Genomic DNA, 17,398 nt, shown 5'->3' with positions numbered 1-17,398 from the left:
GATCCATGCCCCAGGATTCCGTTCCCGTACCCGGCGTCGAGCGCCCGGTCATCACGATTCTCGACGTCGTCCGCGCCATCATCCTGGTCCTCGCCATCACGTCGCTCGCCCTGTGGGGTTTCTTCACGTGGTCGCTTCCGTGGAACGTGATCCTCGGCATCGGCGCACCCGTCGTCGTGCTGCTGGTGTGGGCGCTCTTCCTCTCGCCCCGTCCGGTGCTGCACGTGCACCCGTTCCTGCGGGCCGTCGTGGAGCTGCTCATCTACGTCGGCGTCACGATCGCCTGGTGGTCGATGGGCCAGGCTCTGATCGGATCCGCCTTCGGACTGGTGGCCATCGTCGCCGGTGTGCTCAGCGGACGCCGCGCGCTCTCATGACCGTCGTGGCTCAGCTGCAGGCAGCGCTGGGTCATCTCGTCGACGTCGATGACGGCGCGCGGGAAGCTGCTCGAGCCGACCACTCCGGCCATGCCGCCGTCGGCCGCCCGCTCGCCATCGTGCACGCCGAGACGGTCGAGCACGTGCAGCAGACCCTGCGAATCGCCACCGCCACGCACACGCCTGTCGTCGTCCGCGGCGCCGGGACCGGACTCGCCGGAGCGGCCAATGCGGGCCAGGGTGAGATCGTCCTCTCGACGCGTCGCCTGAACCGGGTGCTCGAGATCCGCCCCGACGATCTGCTCGCCGTCGTCGAGCCGGGCATCCTCAACGCCGACCTCAACCGGGTGCTCGCCGAGCACGGCGTCTGGTGGGCACCCGATCCTGCGAGTCGCGAGATCTCGACGGTCGGCGGCAACATCGCCACCGGTGCCGGGGGTCTGCTCTGCGCGAAGTACGGCGTCGTGCGCGATGCCGTACTGGGCGTCGACGTCGTCCTGGCGGACGGCCGGCTCCTGCACCTCGGCCATCGCAGCGTCAAGGGAGTCACCGGTCTGGATCTGACGTCGCTGATGATCGGGTCGGAGGGCACCCTCGGCGTGATCGTGGGAGCGACGCTGAAACTGCGCCGACTCGTCGAGGGGACGGTCTGCACGATCGCCGCCACCTTCCCCGATGTGCGCCACGCCGCAGCAGCCTCGGCCGCCGTCACGGCGACCGGCGTGCAGCCCGCGATCATGGAGCTGATGGATGCCGCGAGCCTCGCCGCCGTGCACGCACTCCTCGCGCTGCCCGCACCGCCCGCCGCGGCCGCGCAGCTGACGATCCAGACCGACGGACCGTCGGCCGCGGCGGAGGCCGAGCGCATCGCCGCCGTGCTTCGCGCCCACGACGGCGTCGCCACGGTGTCGCACGATCAGGAGGAGGGTGAACGGCTGCTCGCGATCCGGCGCTCGATGCACCCCGCGATGGCGGCCCTCGGGACGACCCTGATCGAAGACGTGTCGGTGCCGCGCAGCGCGATGCCGCAGATGTTCGAGGAGATCGCGCGCATCGAGCGCGACTTCGGTCTGACGATCCCCACCGTGGCTCACGCCGGGGACGGCAACCTGCATCCGAACTTCATCTTCGAGGGTCCCGACACTCCCCCGCACATCTGGGAGGCCGCCGGCGAGCTCTTCCGCGCCGCGATCCGCCTCGGAGGCACGCTCACCGGCGAGCACGGCATCGGAGTTCTCAAGCGCCGCTGGTTGGTCGACGAGCTCGGCGAGGATCAGTGGGAGCTGCAGCGGCAGATCGTGCGGGTGTTCGACCCGCTCGGCATCCTCAACCCCGGAAAGGTCTTCTCCTCCGATGCCTGACATCCACGTGAGTGCGGCGGTGATCCTCGACGACGACGCGCGCGTGCTCGTCGTGCGCAAGGAGGGCACCACCCGGTTCATGCAGCCCGGAGGCAAGCCCGAGCCGGGCGAGACCGCGGTGGAGACGTTGATCCGCGAATTGCAGGAGGAACTCGGCCTGCTGTTGACCGCCGACGATCTGCGGCCTCTCGGCACCTTCATCTCGGCGGCCGCGAACGAGTCGGGTCACCGCGTGATCGCCGATGCCTTCGCCGCGTCGATCGATCCTCAGAGCGTCACGGTGAACGCCGAGCTGGCCGAGCTCCGCTGGATCACGCCGGCGGATGTGCCGACGCTCCCGCTCGCACCCCTGAGCCTCGAACACCTTCTTCCGCTGGCGTGGCCCGGCCGGTGACGGCGCGGGCGCTCGGCACCCCTCAGATGCCCTGCCAGGCCGGCTTGTTGGCGAAGGTGTAGCGGTAGTAGTCCGCCAGTCTCAGGCGCGAAGCCGCTGCCTCGTCGACCACGATCGTCGCGTGCGGGTGAAGCTGGATCGCAGAGCCGGGCAGGAACGCGGTGAGCGGACCCTCCACGGCGTCGGCGACCGCCTGCGCCTTGCCCCCGCCGAAAGCGAGCAGGACAAGGTGACGTGCCTTGAGGATCGTGCCGAGTCCCTGCGTGATGCAGTGGCGGGGGACGTCGTCGATCGAGTCGAAGAAGCGGGCGTTGTCCTCACGGGTCTGCTCGGTCAGGGTCTTCACCCGCGTGCGCGAGGCGAAGGACGAACCGGGTTCGTTGAATCCGATGTGGCCGTCGGTGCCGATGCCGAGGATCTGCAGATCGACGCCGCCGGCGGCCTCGATCGCGGTCTCGTAGTCGTCTCCCGCGTGCTGGATGGTCGCGTGGGCGCCGTTGGGCACGTGGATGCGCTGCGGGTCGAGTCCCAGCGGTTCGATCACCTCGCGGGTGATGACCGACCGATAGCTCTCGGGGTGCGCGGGGTCGAGGCCCACGTACTCGTCGAGAGCGAAACCACGCACCTTCGAGAGGTCGCGACCGGCGAGCTGGGCGCGCAGCGCCTGGTAGACCGGGAGCGGAGTCGACCCGGTGGCCAGGCCCAGCACCGCGTCGGCTCGCTGCGCGATGAGCTCGACGATCTCGGTGGCGACCAGCGCGCCGGCGGCCTCCGCATTCTCGACGATGACGACCTCAGCCATGGGAAACGCTCTCCTCCTGGGATACGGATGCGCCGACGAGTGCGGCGCCGAATGCGGCGGCGGGAGACCCCGCGGGAAGCATCTCGATTCTTTCATCGAGCTGCAGGGAACGCATGAAGGGCGAGGCCTCGGCGTCGAGCAGCAGCGCTCGGCGGATGCCGTTCTCGAGCCGCTCGCCGAGCGCGGTCAGACCGCCACCGATGATGACGGACTCGACGTCGGCCGACAGCACGAGCACGCGCACGGCGGCGGCAGCCCCGCGGTAGAGATCGTCGCGCAGCGCGAGGGCCTGCGCGTCGCCGGCGTCGGCCGCGTCGATGATGTCTCGCACCGGCAGGGCTCCGGGGCGGCCCCACGCCTTCGCCAGTGCGCCACCGCCGCAGAAGGTCTCCACGCAACCGCGCTGTCCGCACCCGCACAGGCGGCCGTTCGGATCGACGGAGATGTGCCCCACCTCGCCGGCCGTGCCGCGGGATCCGCGCCAGATACGCCCGTCCATCACGATGCCGGCGGCGACGCCTGTGCCGAGGTTCAGGTAGGCCATCGAGCCGGTCGCACCGCGCAGGGCTGCGGCGCCGAGGGCTGCGGCCTTGACGTCGTTCTCGACGCGGAAGGGCACCCCGATCGTCTGCTCCGCCCGGACGGCGAGATCCAGCGCGTCCACCCCGAGGTTCACGGCGTGCAGCACACGGCCGGAGTCCGCATCCACCAGACCGGGGATCCCCACGCCGACGGAGCGGATGTCGTCGATGCCGAGTCCGGACTCCTCCGCGAGCGTCGTGACGGCGAGCGCGATGCTCTGCAGCACGGCGTCCTCGCCCCAGCCGGTGGGGCGACGGATCCGCCCGACGATATCGCCCGATGGCGCGACGGCCACTGCGTCGATCTTGGTGCCCCCGACGTCCAGGCCCACACGAATCTGCCGACCCTCGAGGTCGGCGAAGTCGACACCCTTCATCGGATGCCGCTCCCGGATGCCGTCGCCGAACCGCTCACGAGACGCCCAGCTGCCCCGAGAGCACCATGACAGCGGCGCCACGCAGCACGATGTCATCCTGGTGCGTGAGGCGGATGAGGGCGTCCTCGAAGACACCCTCCAGTGTGCGCGCGTGCAGCGTCTCGATCGCGGCGTCGATGAGGATTCCGTCGAGCAGGTCGGCCGGGCCGGAGAGCACCACCTCGGAGAGATCGAGGGCGGCGACGATCGGAGCGATGGCGATGGCCATGCGTGTGCCGGAGTCGCGGAGGATCTCGTCACGGGCCGACGGATCTGCGGCGAGCGCCTCGCGGAGCCGGCTCACGCTGAGCCAGGCCTCCAGGCATCCGTCCTTGCCGCACGCGCACCGGGGTCCGCCGTCGGTTCCGACCACGACGTGCCCGATCTCGCCTGCGGCGAATCGGCTGCCCAGCAACGGCTGACTGCCGGTGATCAGGCCGGCGCCGACGCCGCGCCCGATCTTGATGAGCATGAAGTCCGCCTTGGCGTCGCCGAAGGTGTACTCGGCCAGCACCGCGGCGTTCGCGTCGTTACGGGCGAGCACGGGAAGGTCGAGATCGGCTCCGAGCTTGGCCTCGAGGGGGAAGTTCGTCCAGCCGAGGTTCGGCGAGCTCAGCACGAGTCCGTCGGGGCGCACGACACCCGGGGTGCCGATCCCGACGCCGAGCAGCGGCTGTGTGGATGCCGCGACCAGCAACCGGGCGAGTTCGAGCAGGGCGGCGTACGCGGCGTCACCGTCGGCTGCCTCGGGACGCACGACCTCGCGGCGCTCGAGCACGTCGCCGTCCAGGCTCAGGACCGCTCCGACGAACGCGCTCGGGCCCGAGAGGTCGAGTCCGATGATCTGATGGCCCACGCGGTCGATGTCGATGAGGATCGGGGGCTTGCCCGGACCGACGGTCTCCCGCACGCCCATCTCGATCACGATGCCGTCGGCGATGAACTCGGCGACCAGGTCGGAGATCGTGACCCTGGTCAGTCCGGTCTCGCGGGAGAGGTCGGCTCGACTCATCGCTCCGGCGTGGTAGAGCGTCTGCAGGACGAGCGCCCGGTTGTGCCCGCGTGCGTGCTCGGGAAGCACTTTCGAACGGGAGCGCAGGTGCCGTCCGGGGCCGAAGGCATGCGTGTTGCCACCGGCGTACTCTGACGACGGTGGCATACGCGGTTCATCCGAAACGGACATGTTTGTTAGTAGACCTTACGAACAAAAATTGTGCAAGCTTTGCCGCGTGGCGTGCGGCGAGGGTTACCGAAACGTTACATTGATTCCGGCGCCGTGTCCGGTGCCGATCCCGCTCGTTCGAGGAGCCGCGTCACGAGGCCGGCGACGATGTCCTCACGCGCCTCGATCGTGAGCGGCTTTCCCGGTACTCCCGGACGACGCTGATCGGGCGTCGGGCCATCGAGTGGACGATACCGCACCCCGGCCGCCGCCAGGCGATTCAGATGTGTGGGCAGGCGTCGCGCGAAGTCGGCGTAGTCCCCCTGCATGCCGCCCTCCCACAATCGCTCGGCGATCGCAGCCAGGCGTGGGAACGCGGCGAAGTCGAGTCGATCCCTGGTCGGCAGGTGCTCGCTCCAGATGTTCGCCTGCCCGCCGACCGCCCCCTCCTCCACGCGGAAGGAGTAGGCCCGCTCGATCGTGAGCGGCGGACCGACGCGGATCGGCTCCTCCGCCGACTCCGACTGCGGGTAGTCGAGATACACCTCGAGGTCGGGGCACGCGATCACGGGGATGCCACGGCGCAGCGCCTCCCGCATCGCTGCCGGGCCCCGCCAGGCGAGCACGCTGACCCCGTCGGGAACATCACCCTCGAGCACCTCGTCCCAGGCGAGAGCGACCCGGCCGCGACTGCGCACATGCTCCACGAAATGCGCAGTGAACCACGGCTGCACATCGTGCGGCGTCGAGAGACCCAGCTCTTGCATCCGCTCGGCCGCGGCGGGGCTCGCGGCCCACTCCGTGACCGGCACCTCGTCACCGCCGATCCCGATCCACGGCGAATCGAAGACGTCGCAGAGCGCGTCGATCGCCGCGCGCCCGAAGGCGAGCGACGCCTCGGTGGGAGCGAGCGTGCGCGGGTTCACGCCGAAGCGCTCCCACGGCCCGCTCGGGGGCTCGCTGGCATCGAGGTTGCCGAACTCCGGGTAGGCGGCGAGACCGGCCTGGATGTGTCCGGGGAGTTCGACTTCGGGCACCAGGGTGACGAACCGCTCGGCGGCGTATGCCACCAGTCCGCGCAGCTCCTCGGCCGTGTAATGACCCTCGTGGACGCCCGGTTCGACCGTCGCGAGCGGACCGTGCCCGCGCTGCGTGGCGGTGCGGTGCGCACCCACCTCGGTGAGCCGCGGATAGCCGGGCACCTCGAAGCGCCAGCCCTGATCGTCCGTGAGGTGCAGGTGCAGGATGTTCAGGTGGTGATCGGCGAGCAGGTCGATCAGTCGACGGATGTCGCCTGCGGGGCGGAAATGCCGCGCCACATCGAGCATCACGCCCCGCCACCCATACGCGGGTGTTCCCTCCCAGACCCCTGCGGGCACGACGACCTCGTCGCCCTCAGCGCCGCGGAGCTGGCGGAGCGTGGTCGCGCCGCGGAAGACCCCGGCGGCCGATGCACCCCTGACCTCGACCCGATCGGCGGTGACCTCCACGCGGAACGCCTCCGCGCTCAGCGGATCGTTCGGCGCTCCCAGTCGCTCATCGAGCACCAGATGAATGCCGGGACGCCCCGCGTCGCTGCGCACATCGGCAGAGAGACGGGCGATCGCGGGCGCGAGATCTGCCGTCGCGATGATCGGCGTCGACGGACGCCAGACGAAGCCCGGGGCGCTCGGATCGATCCGCGCGTCGGCCTTCGGGACGGTCGCACGGTGCGGCGGCGGCGGCATCCGCAGCGCCCTCCCCGGGGTCTCCCCGGTGATAGCGCCGTTCTCGAGCACCGGAACACCCGCGACCAGCACCTCGACGATGCCCGTCGGCGGCTCCAACGGGTGGTCGAACGTCGCGCCGGCGGCGATCGTCAGCGGGTCGAACAGCACCAGATCGGCGGCCGCCCCCGCGCGGATCACGCCGCGTGGCGCATCGCCGCGATCGAGCGCGAGCCGCGCGGCCGGCGTCCCGCTGAGGTGGCGGACGGCCTCCTCCAGCGTGAGTATGCCGAGCTCGCGCACGTAGTGGCCGAGATACCGCGGGAACGTTCCGCGACCGCGCGGGTGGGGACGCGAGCCGATGAGGATGCCGTCGCTGCCGGCCGTGTGACGGGCATGCCGCATGATCGCGCGCACATTGTCCTCGTCGCCGATGTGCATCAGGATGCCCGTCGCCCCGGCATCCGCGATCACGGTGTCGACCACCACGTCGACCGCGCGGCGCCCCGCGCTCGACGCGATCTCGGCGATGGTCCGACCGATCAGATGCTCGAGGGCGGGGTTCGCGGTTCCCGAGATCTGGATGGCCGTCCAGTCCGCGCGCTCACCGTGGAAGCCGTCGCATCCGATCTCCTCGAGCTCGACGCGCAGCTGTTCACGCTCGCCGTCGGTCAAGGCGGCGAGCGCGGCGACCGGGTCCCCGCCCTCGGAGAGCCTGCTCGGCAGCAGAGCGGCGAGGGTGGTGGCACCGGGCAGGTAGGGGTACGTGTCGAGCGTGACGTCCACGCCGTCGTCGATCGCCTGATCGATCACGGCGAGCAGTTCCGCCGCTCGCCCCCGATTGGGCGCGAAGTTCATGGTGGCGTGTGTCAGGTGGATCGGGCATCCCGTGCGCCGACCGATGTCGAGCGCTTCACGATAGGCGTCGAGCGCGGCAGCGCCGTAGCTGCGGGTGTGCGGGGCCCAGTATCCCCCGCGCTCGGCGACGACGCGGCACAGAGCCTCGAGCTCATCCGTGGCGGCGTACATTCCGGGCGTGTAGGTGAGTCCGCTGGACATGCCGAAGGCCCCGGCATCCATCGCAGACCCGAGCAGATCGCACATCGCGGTGATCTCGACAGAGCTCGCCGGACGATTCTCGTGACCGACGACCATCATGCGGAGGTTGCCCTGGGGCACCAGCATCGCCACATTCCCGACCGTCGCCGCATCGATCACGTCGAGCAGATCGTCCAGGGTGCGCCACGGAGCCGTGTCCGGCAGGCCGTTCCAGCCCGCGATCTGCGCCGGGATCACGGCCGCCGTCGCGTCGTCGAGAGGGGCGTACCCCAGACCGTCCTGGCCGAGCACCTCGGTGGTCACGCCCTGGAGGATCTTGGCGTCATGCGCACTGCCGCGGAGCACCGCGAGGTCGCTGTGCGCATGCATGTCGATGAAGCCGGGGGCGAGCACCAGGCCTCGCGCGTCGATCTCCACCGCGCCCTCGGGGAGCTCCAGCACGAGCAGCTCGGCAGCCGCCTGCGCGATCACGGCGACGATGCGCGCCCCTTCCACCGCCACGTCGCCGACGTATCGCTTGCCGCCTGTGCCGTCGACCACGGTCGCCGAGCGATACACGCGCACCTGGCCGATGGCCGCCTTCTCCGCGCTCAGAAGCATGTCGCCACCGCCCCGATCACGCGCGGGTCCGCGGCATCCGGATCATCGATCACGGCGACCACGCGCCACTTGTCGAAGGCGGTGCACGGATGCGAGAGCCCGAGGCGCACGACATCGCCGACCGCGACGGTGGCCTGGGGCGCCAGCTGCAGGAACGCGTGCTGGTCGTTGAGGGCCGTGATCGCTCCCGGCACCGACTGCGGGGTGGGCAGATCGAGGTCGAACGGCACATCGCGGCGTCCGGCATCCAACAGGGCCAGACCGGGCTCCGGCTGGGAGACGACGCGCGACCACGCGTGCATGGCCGACCGCAGCGGATCGGTCGCCGTCAGCGGACCGAACGGTGACATGCGCGCGTAGAAACCGTCGTCGTGGATCTGGAAGGCACCCGAGCGCAGCACCACGTCGGCGGATCCGTTCCGCCGCCCCAGCACCGCGGCTGCTCGGTCCGGGAACGCGCTGCCGCCGGCGCTGAGCACAGGGCGCAGTCCCTCGGGGTACTCCAGCAGATCGTGGAGTGCGATGAGCGTCTCGAGGTAGGCGTCCACCGCGGCGACCGACGCGTCGCTGCGATCCGGCCCGAACGGCCCTTCGTATCCCGCGACGCCGGCGAGACGCAGTCCGGAGGCATCCGTGACGGCTCGGGCGATCTGTGCGCCTTCGTCCACGGTACGCGCGCCCGTGCGCCCGTGCGCGCCGCCGAGCTCGATGAGCACATCGAGTGGTCGCGCGGCTCCCGCCATCCCCGCTGCGAGGATGCCGACCGTCGCGACCGAGTCGGCCCAGCACAGGATCCGCAGGCCAGGATCCGCCGCGAGCATGTCCCGGAAGCGCAGCGCTGCGGCCCCATCGGTGACGGCGTTCGCGATGAGGACGGTGCGTACTCCCGCGTCCACGGCCACTTCGGCCTGCCACGGCGTCGCCACCGAGATGCCCCACGCTCCGGCGTCGATGAGTCTCTGCCACAGCGCGGGGGCCATCGTGGTCTTGCCGTGGGGGGCGAGCAGCACGCCCTGGTCACGCGCCCAGTCGAGGACGGTCGACTCGTTGTGGGTCAACGCCGAGGCGTGCACGGTCAGGACCGGGGTCACCAGGTCCGAGAGGTGGAGACCGGCATCCGCGATCTCGGACAGCCGACGACCGTGCACCCGGGCCGGGAAGCCTTTCGTCCATGCGCCGACGACAGGATCCGGAATTTGTAGAGGCATCTAACAAGGCTACTAGGCTGGCCGTATGACTGCGAAGATCCGCGTTTCGACCGACGCCGCCCCCGCCCCCGCCCACACGTTCTCCCAGGGCATCCGCAAGGGCCCGATCGTCCAGGTCTCCGGCCAGGGACCGGTCGACCCCGTGACGAACGAGTATCTCTTCCCCGGCGATGTTGCCGCACAGACCACCCGCACGCTGGAGAACGTCAAGGCGATCGTCGAGGCCTCGGGCGCGACGTTCGACGACGTCGTGATGCTGCGCGTGTACCTGACCAAGCGCGAGGACTTCCCGATCATGAACGAGGCGTACGGCGCCTTCGTGACCGCTCACACGACCACCGGAGTGCTCCCCTCCCGCACGACCGTGTTCACCGGTCTCCCCCGCGAGGAGATGCTGGTCGAGATCGACGGACTCGCTGTCGTCGACTGACCCCTGTGGGGGCGTTTCGCGCCCCCACGACCGTTGCCTCCTCGTTACCTCCCATCACGTACCATTGATCGACAGGACACGTGTTATTACCGGGGGGTGAGTTCGTGACCGATCTGATCTCAGCGCCGGGCGCTGCAGCTGGAGCGCGAGGCGACGACCAGACGCCGACGTCGGTGCTGACGCCCGCCGACGCACCCACCGACTCGATGCCGCCGACCACTGGCGAGACGCCGGTGGCCTGGGCCCCGATCGAACCGAAGCCGAAGAAGCGTCGGCTCGGACTCTGGATCGGCCTCGGACTCGGCGTCGTCGCTCTCGGTGCCGGCGCGGCATCGATGATCCTCATCGCGCCCGGCACCACCGTGGCCGGCATCCCCGTGGGATGGATGACTCCTGGTGCGGCCTCGGAGGCCATCAGCTCCCACCTCGCTCAGACCGAGGTGACCCTCACCGGCGCAGGCGACGGCGTCGTGCTCAGCGGCGCAGACCTCGGCGCGTCCATCGCCGCCACCGAACTCGCCGATCAGGCGTTCGCCGCGCACCCGATGTGGAACCTGAGCACCTGGATGGGCGACCCGATCCCCGGCGAGATCACCCTCGATGCAGAGAAGGCGACCAGCGCCCTGCGCGGCGCCGTGCCCTCCAGCTATCAGGACCCGACCGATGCCGGCCTCACGTTCGATGCGGCATCCGGCAACTACGTCGTGACTCCGTCCGCCGCGGGCACGGGGATCGACGTCGGCGAGGTCACGTCGGCGTTCGCAGCAGCCGTCGCCGACGGCGCGAAGTCGCTGGAGTTCTCCGGCGCCCCGACCGAGGCTCTGCCGGCGATCTCCGACGACGACGCCGCTGCGAAAGCGGCATCCCTCAACACGATGCTCGGAACCGTCGGGTTCTACGTCGGCGACGAGCGCACCGTTCCCGTGTCCCGAGCGGGAGCCGCGAGCTGGCTGACGATCATCGACGACGACGGCACGCTCCGTGTCCAGGCCGATGCGCAGTTGATCCAGGCGACGGTCGACAATCTCGCTCCCCGCGTGGATCGCGCCCCGGTGAATGCGACCAACATCGTCGATTCCGCCGGCACCGTGCTGCGCGCCGAGCAGGCGGGAGCGAACGGTCGGGCGCTGGCCGACACCTCCGGCGTCGCCGAGCAGTTCGCCCAGCAGCTCGAGGCCGGCGACGGCGTCTTCGCGCTCGAGGTCACCCAGACCCCGTTCAAGACGGTCAACCTGTTCCGGCGCATCGAGATCAACCTGAGCTCGCAGCACGCCTACCTGTTCGAGAACGACAAGGTCGTGCGGTCCTGGGCCGTCTCCACCGGCCTTCCGGGTACCCCCACGCCGACCGGCAACTTCAAGGTCTTCGCTCACACCGCCATGCAGGACATGGGCTGCTACGAGGGCGCTCCGTACTGCACCGAGAACGTTCCGTGGATCACCTGGTTCACCACGAACATCGGCTTCCACGGCACCTACTGGCACAACAACTACGGCAACCGCATGAGCCACGGCTGCGTCAACCTGCCGATCGATCTCGCCAAGTTCGTCTACGACTGGTCGCCCGTCGGCGTCGAGGTCTCGGTCTACAACTGACCTGACCCCGCGTCCGGCATGAGTCGAGCGCAGGAGAACTCACCGGCGTCGGCCAATTCCGGCGCGATCGGCCTACGCCCGCGCGATCGCCTGCTTCCAGTACCGGCATGAGACGGCGCAGGGCAGCGAAAAGGGGGCGGATGCCGCAGCATCCGCCCCTTCTCATGTTCAGCGCAGCGCGTCGACGATCCCGTTCAGGGTCGCGGAGGGGCGCATGACGGCCTCCACCAGAGCGGCGTCCGGACGGTAGTAGCCGCCGATCTCCACCGGCTTGCCCTGCACGGCATTGAGCTCGGAGACGATCTTCTCCTCGTTCTCCGCGAGCGTGGCGGCGATGGGGGCGAAGGCCGCGGCGAGGTCGGCGTCGGCCGTCTGCGTCGCGAGCTCCTGCGCCCAGTACAGGCCCAGGTAGAAGTGGCTGCCGCGGTTGTCGATCGTGCCCAGGGCGCGACCGGGTGAGCGATCATCTTCGAGGAAGGTGCCGGTCGCCGCGTCGAGCGTCTGCGCGAGCACACGGGCCTTCTCGTTGCCCGTGCGGTCGGCGAAGTGCTCGAGGGATGCCGCCAGCGCGAAGAACTCGCCGAGCGAGTCCCAGCGCAGGTAGTTCTCCTCGACGAGCTGCTGCACGTGCTTCGGCGCAGATCCGCCGGCACCGGTCTCGAACAGTCCACCACCGGCGAGCAGCGGCACGATCGAGAGCATCTTGGCGCTCGTGCCGACCTCGAGGATCGGGAACAGGTCGGTGAGGTAGTCGCGCAGCACGTTACCCGTCACCGAGATCGTGTCGAGCCCGTGGCGCATGCGTGCCAGCGTGTAGCGCGTGGCCTCCTCGGGGGCGAGGATCGTGAGGGTGAGTCCGTGCGTGTCGAGCAGAGCGAGGCCCTGATGCACCTTGGCGATGATCTGCGCGTCGTGCGAGCGGTTCGCGTCGAGCCAGAACACGGCGGGATCGCCGGTCGCGCGCGCGCGGGTGACCGCGAGCTTGACCCAGTCCATGACCGCGATGTGCTTGGTCTGCGTCGCGCGCCAGATGTCTCCGGCACCGACCTCGTGCTCGATGAGCGCGGTGCCGTCGCTGTCGAGCACCTGCACGACACCCGCCGCGGCGATCTCGAACGTCTTGTCGTGGCTGCCGTACTCCTCGGCCGCCTGCGCCATGAGGCCGACGTTGGGCACGGTACCGATCGTGGCGGGGTCCAGCGGACCGTTCGCGATCACGTCGTCCAGCACCACCTGGTACACGCCGGCGTAGGACGAGTCGGGGATGACGGCGATCGTGTCGTCCTCTCCGCCGTCCTTGCCCCAGAGCTTGCCTCCGTTGCGGATGAGCGCAGGCATCGAGGCGTCGACGATCACGTCGCTCGGCACGTGCAGGTTGGTGATGCCCTTGTCGGAGTTGACGTAGGAGAGGCGCGGGCCCTCAGCGACGGCCTTGTCGAAGGCGGCGGCGATCTGGGCACCGTCGGCGAGTTCGCCGAGGCCGGCGAGGATCGAGCCGAGGCCGTCGTTCGGCTTCAGCCCTGCGGCCGCCAGCTGCTCGCCATACTGGGCGAACACGTCGGAGAAGAACGCCTTCACGACGTGTCCGAAGATGATCGGGTCGCTGACCTTCATCATCGTCGCCTTGAGGTGCACCGAGTAGAGCACGTCGTCGGCCTTGGCCTGTTGCAGCGTCTCGGCGAGGAACGCGTCGAGCGCGGATGCCGAGAGGAAGGTCGCGTCGATGATCTCGCGCGGAAGGACCTTGAGTCCCTCCTTCAGCACGGTGACCGTGCCGTCGGCAGCCGTGTGACGGATGCTGAGCACGTCGTCGTGGGCCGCGACCCACGACTTCTCGTTCGACTTGAAGTCATCGTGACCGAGCGTCGCGACGCGGGTCTTCGATCCCTCGGCGAACGCCTTGTTGCGATGTGGGTGCTTCTTGGCGTAGTTCTTCACCGCGAGCGGGGCGCGGCGGTCGCTGTTGCCCTCGCGCAGCACCGGGTTGACGGCGGAGCCCTTGATGCGGTCGTAGCGCGCGCGCACGTCCTTCTCGTCGAGCGAGGACGGGTCGTCGGGGAAGTTCGGGATGTCGTAGCCCTGCTGCTGGAGCTCGGCGATCGCCGCCTTCAGCTGAGGGATGGATGCCGAGATGTTCGGCAGCTTGATGATGTTCGCCTCGGGCAGCGTCGCCAGGCCGCCGAGCTCGGCGAGCGCGTCGCCGACCTGCTGTTCGGGCGTGAGCTTCTGCGGGAATGCGGCGAGGATGCGGCCGGCCAGCGAGATGTCGCGGGTCTCGAATCCGATGCCCGCCTGGCCGCTGTAGGCCTGGATGATCGGCAGGAACGAGGCGGTGGCGAGCGCCGGTGCCTCGTCTGTGTAGGTGTAGATGATGGCGTCGTCGGTCACCGGGAGGTTCTCCGCTCTTGAGGTCGATTTGTCTCGATACCAAGATACCTGAGCGGCTCTCCCCCCGCGTTCCGAGGGGAGTTCGGCGCCTCGGAACACGACTTCGAGATGTCGTGCGGGGGAATGTTCGACCGGATGCGTGTGCGTCCGCGCGCGAGGGGTTAGCCTGGGGGCATGTCCGAACTGCGCATGGTCGAACTCTCCGCTGCGACGATCGTCGCCGTGAACAACCTGTCGCTCAAGCCCGGGCAGGAGCAGTTCCTCGCTCCGGTCTCGTACGGCATCGCGGCCACCGTCATCAACCCGCAGACCTCCTGGCAACGCGTCGTCCTCGATGGCGACCAGGTCGTGGGGTTCGTCAGTGCGAACTTCGACGACGACGCACCGGAGGAGCATTTCCGCTCGGTGCTGTGGCGCATCAACGTCGACGCCGAGGGCCAGGGCCGCGGCGTCGGCCGCTTCGCTGTGGAGAGCCTCCTCGATGAGGCGCGCGAGCGCGGCATGGATCACGTCAACGTCATCTACGAGGCCGGCGACGACGGCCCAGAGGCCTTCTTCCTGCGCGTGGGCTTCACGCCCGTGGGTGAGACGGAGTACTCCGAGGTCATCGCACAGATCAGAGTCGCCTCCTAGGACCGGCGGCGGGGTCTCGAATCCCCTCCCCCATCGAGGCCTCGTCGCCCTCTTACGGCGCCTCGCGCGCCCGCGCTCCCGAGGCACGTCCCTGCCGCGCGGAGATCAATTTGTTGCGAAAGACCACAAACCTCTTGCATGGAGCGTGCCGGTCTGTCTATCATCGCTCTGAGGGCGCTGGCGAAGCGCTTCGACGAATTGACGATGGAGTCACGATGACGACGATCCACGAGGTGGCACAGGCCGCCGGCGTATCGATCAGCACCGTGTCGTACGCGCTCAGCGGCAAGCGCCCCGTCTCGGAGAAGACCCGCCGCCGCATCGAGGACGCCGCTCACTCGCTCGGCTACCAGCCGGATGCGGGAGCGCGGATGCTCGCCGGACGCCGGACGAACATCTTCGCCCTCACCGAGCCGCTGCGCGCAGACACGCACGCCCCGACCCACATGGCCTTCGTGCTCGCGACGGCCGTCGCCGCCCGCCGACGCGGGTACGACATCCTGCTCCTGACCGACGAGCAGACCTCCGAGGGCATGAACCGTGTGGCCGCGAGCAACCTCGTCGACGCCATCCTCGTGCTCGACGTCGCCCCCGACGACGAGCGGGTCGCCATTTCGCGTGCCGTGCGCACGCCGACCGTGTTCATCGGTCTCCCGGACGACCGCGACGGCCTCACCTGCGTCGACCTCGACTTCGAGGCAGCGGGGCATCTGGCCATCGACGCCCTGGCCGACGCCGGTCATGAGCGAGTCCTGCTCCTCGGGCAGACCGAGGTCTCGTATCGCAAGTCCAACTTTCCGCGCCGACTTCTCAGCGGTGTGCAGGAGCGCGCCGGGGCCCGCGGGGTGCAGCTGTCCTGGACGCCCACCGGTTCCGTCACGACCGATGCGGCGGCGGTTCGGGCCTCGATCGAGGCCGGGCTGGACGACGGGATCCGGGCCTATGTCATCCACGCCGTGAACGACGTGCACGAGATCCTGCTGACGGTGCTCGCCGAACGGCGCCTGCGGGTGGGCATCGATGTCTCGATCGTCTCGGCCGCGGCATCCTTCGACACCACCCTTCTCCCCACCCCCGTCGACACGATCCCCCTGGTCCCCCAGGACTCGTGCGAGCTCGCCGTCGAGATCGCCGTGCAGCGACTCGAGGATCCGCGGCTCACCCCGCAGATCCATCTCATCCCTCCGACCTATCACGACGCCGGTTCCGTCGCCCGCCTGCGCCGCTGACCACCCGCGTCGATCCCCTCGATCCATGCCCGTTGTCGAAACGCTTCGACGAAGACGCGCGACGCAACCTCACAACTGAACACACCCCGACCCAGTGCAGTGTCCGGCCCTTCGGGGCCACCGAGAAAGGAGTGCCGACGATGGCACGGAACATCCGCAGGACGAAGACCTTGGCCATGCTGGCCGCCCTCACCGCGACCGGAGTGATCCTGAGCGGTTGCACCTCCGGTGGCGACAGCGGAGGTGGAGACGGCGACACCCTCAAGCTCTGGCACTACGAGGGGGCGGACAGCGCGATGGGCAAGGCGTGGGCAGAAGCCATCAAGATCTTCGAGGAGGAGACCGGCGCCACGGTCGAGTTCGAGGAGAAGTCCTTCGAGCAGATCCAGAAGACGGCGAGCCAGGTGCTCGACACCGACGCGGCTCCCGACCTGATGGAGTTCAACAAGGGCAACGCGACGGCCGGATTCCTCGCATCCACCGGACTCATCAGTGACATCTCGGATGCCGTCGACGAGTACGGATGGGACGACAAGCTCGCGCCGTCGCTGCAGACGACCGCGAAGTACACCGACGACGGCGTCATGGGCGGCGACACCTGGTTCGGCATCCCGAACTACGGCGAGTTCGTCGGCGTGTACTACAACGAAGATGCCTTCGCCGCCGCGGGGCTCGAGATCCCCACCACGTATGACGAGTTCGTCGACGTGCTCGACGCCTTCGTCGCGCAGGGCGTCACCCCGCTCGCCGAGGCGGGCGCGGAATACCCGCTCGGACAGCTCTGGTACCAGCTCGCGCTGCTCGAGGGCGATCGCGGCTTCGTGGACGACTACCAGCTCTACAAGAACCCGGTCGACTGGCAGGGACCCGAGGTCACCTCGGCGACCGAGACGCTCAAGGAGTACGTCGACAAGGGCTACATCGCCTCCGACGTCTCGTCGGTCAAGGCCGAAGACGCCGGCGTCTCGTTCATCAACGGCACCTCGCCGATCTTCGTGTCGGGCTCCTGGTGGTTCGGACGCTTCGTCTCCGAGGCGACCGGATTCGACTGGACCATGACCGCGTTCCCCGGCGCCGACCTCTCGCTCGGCTCCTCCGGCAACCTCTGGGTCGTTCCGGAGAACGCCGCGAACAAGGACCTCGCCTACCAGTTCATCGACATCACGATGCGCCCCGAGATCCAGGCGATCATCGGCAACAACGGCGGGCTCCCCGTCGCCGCGGACTCCGCCGACATCACCGACGAGAAGAGCGCCGAACTCATCGCGACCTTCAACGGCGTGCTCGACGCCGACGGCCTGTCGTTCTACCCGGACTGGCCCGCCCCCGGCTTCTACGACGTGATCGTGCAGGAGCTGCAGGGACTGGTCACCGGCGTGCAGGACGCTTCGACCACCAACGCCAACCTCGGCGAACAGTACGACGAAGGCACCGCGGAATTCCGTTGATCCGTCGGC

General features: G+C 69.3%; 14 protein-coding genes. 8 read left to right on the top strand and 6 right to left on the bottom strand.

The window, feature by feature from the left end; all coding sequences use genetic code 11:
• Positions 1-5 precede the first annotated feature (5 nt).
• From P0Y60_06555 to P0Y60_06545, 3 genes are read left to right on the top strand one after another with little or no spacing between them, the layout of a single operon-like run.
• Positions 6-377 carry a YrdB family protein gene (locus P0Y60_06555; GenBank protein WEK62407.1) on the top strand — a complete coding sequence of 124 codons (372 nt, stop codon included), beginning with the start codon at positions 6-8 and terminating at the stop codon, positions 375-377.
• Positions 374-1,738, top strand: a complete 1,365-nt coding sequence (locus P0Y60_06550; protein WEK62406.1) for an FAD-linked oxidase C-terminal domain-containing protein — start codon at positions 374-376, stop codon at positions 1,736-1,738. Before P0Y60_06555 ends, P0Y60_06550 begins: the two co-directional genes overlap by 4 nt.
• Positions 1,731-2,132, top strand: coding sequence for an NUDIX domain-containing protein (locus tag P0Y60_06545; protein ID WEK62405.1), 402 nt, complete (start codon positions 1,731-1,733; stop codon positions 2,130-2,132). The genes P0Y60_06550 and P0Y60_06545 overlap by 8 nt, the downstream gene beginning before the upstream one ends.
• Before the next feature lie 22 nt (positions 2,133-2,154).
• Here the strand turns inward: P0Y60_06545 and nagB are convergent, their stop codons facing one another.
• From nagB to P0Y60_06520, 5 genes are all read right to left on the bottom strand, one after another.
• Entirely contained in the window at positions 2,155-2,934 is a 780-nt protein-coding gene (gene nagB / locus P0Y60_06540; protein WEK62404.1) for a glucosamine-6-phosphate deaminase, read from the bottom strand.
• On the bottom strand, positions 2,927-3,892 hold the full coding sequence (locus P0Y60_06535; GenBank protein WEK62403.1) for an ROK family protein: 966 nt from the start codon (positions 3,890-3,892) through the stop codon (positions 2,927-2,929). Before P0Y60_06535 ends, nagB begins: the two co-directional genes overlap by 8 nt.
• 34 nt (positions 3,893-3,926) lie before the next feature.
• Positions 3,927-5,090 (bottom strand): ROK family transcriptional regulator, encoded by a 1,164-nt coding sequence (locus P0Y60_06530; protein WEK62402.1) that lies wholly within the window; start codon positions 5,088-5,090, stop codon positions 3,927-3,929.
• Positions 5,091-5,188: 98 nt separating this feature from the next.
• Positions 5,189-8,458: a family 20 glycosylhydrolase gene (locus tag P0Y60_06525; GenBank protein WEK62401.1), complete on the bottom strand. Its 3,270-nt coding sequence runs from the start codon at positions 8,456-8,458 to the stop codon at positions 5,189-5,191.
• A complete protein-coding gene (locus P0Y60_06520) occupies positions 8,449-9,666 on the bottom strand; it encodes an amino acid deaminase (GenBank protein WEK62400.1) in 1,218 nt (405 codons plus the stop codon). Before P0Y60_06520 ends, P0Y60_06525 begins: the two co-directional genes overlap by 10 nt.
• A gap of 25 nt (positions 9,667-9,691) precedes the next feature.
• On the opposite strand from P0Y60_06520, the gene P0Y60_06515 reads away from it, so the two are divergent.
• Positions 9,692-10,096: a RidA family protein gene (locus tag P0Y60_06515; GenBank protein ID WEK62399.1), complete on the top strand. Its 405-nt coding sequence runs from the start codon at positions 9,692-9,694 to the stop codon at positions 10,094-10,096.
• Positions 10,097-10,200: 104 nt separating this feature from the next.
• Positions 10,201-11,691 (top strand): L,D-transpeptidase family protein, encoded by a 1,491-nt coding sequence (locus P0Y60_06510; GenBank protein ID WEK62398.1) that lies wholly within the window; start codon positions 10,201-10,203, stop codon positions 11,689-11,691.
• A gap of 168 nt (positions 11,692-11,859) precedes the next feature.
• On the opposite strand, the gene P0Y60_06505 is transcribed toward P0Y60_06510, so the two are convergent.
• Positions 11,860-14,079 carry an NADP-dependent isocitrate dehydrogenase gene (locus tag P0Y60_06505; GenBank protein WEK62397.1) on the bottom strand — a complete coding sequence of 740 codons (2,220 nt, stop codon included), beginning with the start codon at positions 14,077-14,079 and terminating at the stop codon, positions 11,860-11,862.
• Positions 14,080-14,253: 174 nt separating this feature from the next.
• Here P0Y60_06505 and P0Y60_06500 point away from each other — a divergent pair, with 174 nt between their 5' ends.
• The 3 genes from P0Y60_06500 (at position 14,254) to P0Y60_06490 (ending at position 17,389) form a co-directional block, all read left to right on the top strand.
• Positions 14,254-14,712 (top strand): GNAT family N-acetyltransferase, encoded by a 459-nt coding sequence (locus P0Y60_06500; protein WEK62396.1) that lies wholly within the window; start codon positions 14,254-14,256, stop codon positions 14,710-14,712.
• Between the two features lie 215 nt (positions 14,713-14,927).
• Positions 14,928-15,941 (top strand): LacI family DNA-binding transcriptional regulator, encoded by a 1,014-nt coding sequence (locus tag P0Y60_06495; protein WEK62395.1) that lies wholly within the window; start codon positions 14,928-14,930, stop codon positions 15,939-15,941.
• 140 nt (positions 15,942-16,081) lie between these two features.
• Positions 16,082-17,389, top strand: coding sequence for an extracellular solute-binding protein (locus tag P0Y60_06490; protein WEK62394.1), 1,308 nt, complete (start codon positions 16,082-16,084; stop codon positions 17,387-17,389).
• Positions 17,390-17,398 lie beyond the last annotated feature (9 nt).

The organism is Candidatus Microbacterium colombiense (genome assembly GCA_029203165.1).
Lineage (GTDB): Bacteria > Actinomycetota > Actinomycetes > Actinomycetales > Microbacteriaceae > Microbacterium > Microbacterium colombiense.
Note: the sequence above shows the minus strand (reverse complement) of the source record. Positions and strands in the feature narration are given on the sequence as shown.

Excerpts from the sequence above, each read along its gene's own strand:
- P0Y60_06525 (WEK62401.1), bottom strand. The coding sequence starts at position 8,458 with ATGCTTCTGAGCGCGGAGAAGGCGGCCATCGGCCAGGTGCGCGTGTAT.
- P0Y60_06555 (WEK62407.1), top strand. The coding sequence starts at position 6 with ATGCCCCAGGATTCCGTTCCCGTACCCGGCGTCGAGCGCCCGGTCATC.
- P0Y60_06500 (WEK62396.1), top strand. The coding sequence starts at position 14,254 with ATGTCCGAACTGCGCATGGTCGAACTCTCCGCTGCGACGATCGTCGCC.
- P0Y60_06495 (WEK62395.1), top strand. The coding sequence starts at position 14,928 with ATGACGACGATCCACGAGGTGGCACAGGCCGCCGGCGTATCGATCAGC.
- P0Y60_06530 (WEK62402.1), bottom strand. The coding sequence starts at position 5,090 with ATGCCACCGTCGTCAGAGTACGCCGGTGGCAACACGCATGCCTTCGGC.
- P0Y60_06535 (WEK62403.1), bottom strand. The coding sequence starts at position 3,892 with ATGAAGGGTGTCGACTTCGCCGACCTCGAGGGTCGGCAGATTCGTGTG.
- P0Y60_06520 (WEK62400.1), bottom strand. The coding sequence starts at position 9,666 with ATGCCTCTACAAATTCCGGATCCTGTCGTCGGCGCATGGACGAAAGGC.
- P0Y60_06550 (WEK62406.1), top strand. The coding sequence starts at position 374 with ATGACCGTCGTGGCTCAGCTGCAGGCAGCGCTGGGTCATCTCGTCGAC.
- P0Y60_06515 (WEK62399.1), top strand. The coding sequence starts at position 9,692 with ATGACTGCGAAGATCCGCGTTTCGACCGACGCCGCCCCCGCCCCCGCC.
- P0Y60_06490 (WEK62394.1), top strand. The coding sequence starts at position 16,082 with ATGGCACGGAACATCCGCAGGACGAAGACCTTGGCCATGCTGGCCGCC.
- P0Y60_06545 (WEK62405.1), top strand. The coding sequence starts at position 1,731 with ATGCCTGACATCCACGTGAGTGCGGCGGTGATCCTCGACGACGACGCG.
- nagB (WEK62404.1), bottom strand. The coding sequence starts at position 2,934 with ATGGCTGAGGTCGTCATCGTCGAGAATGCGGAGGCCGCCGGCGCGCTG.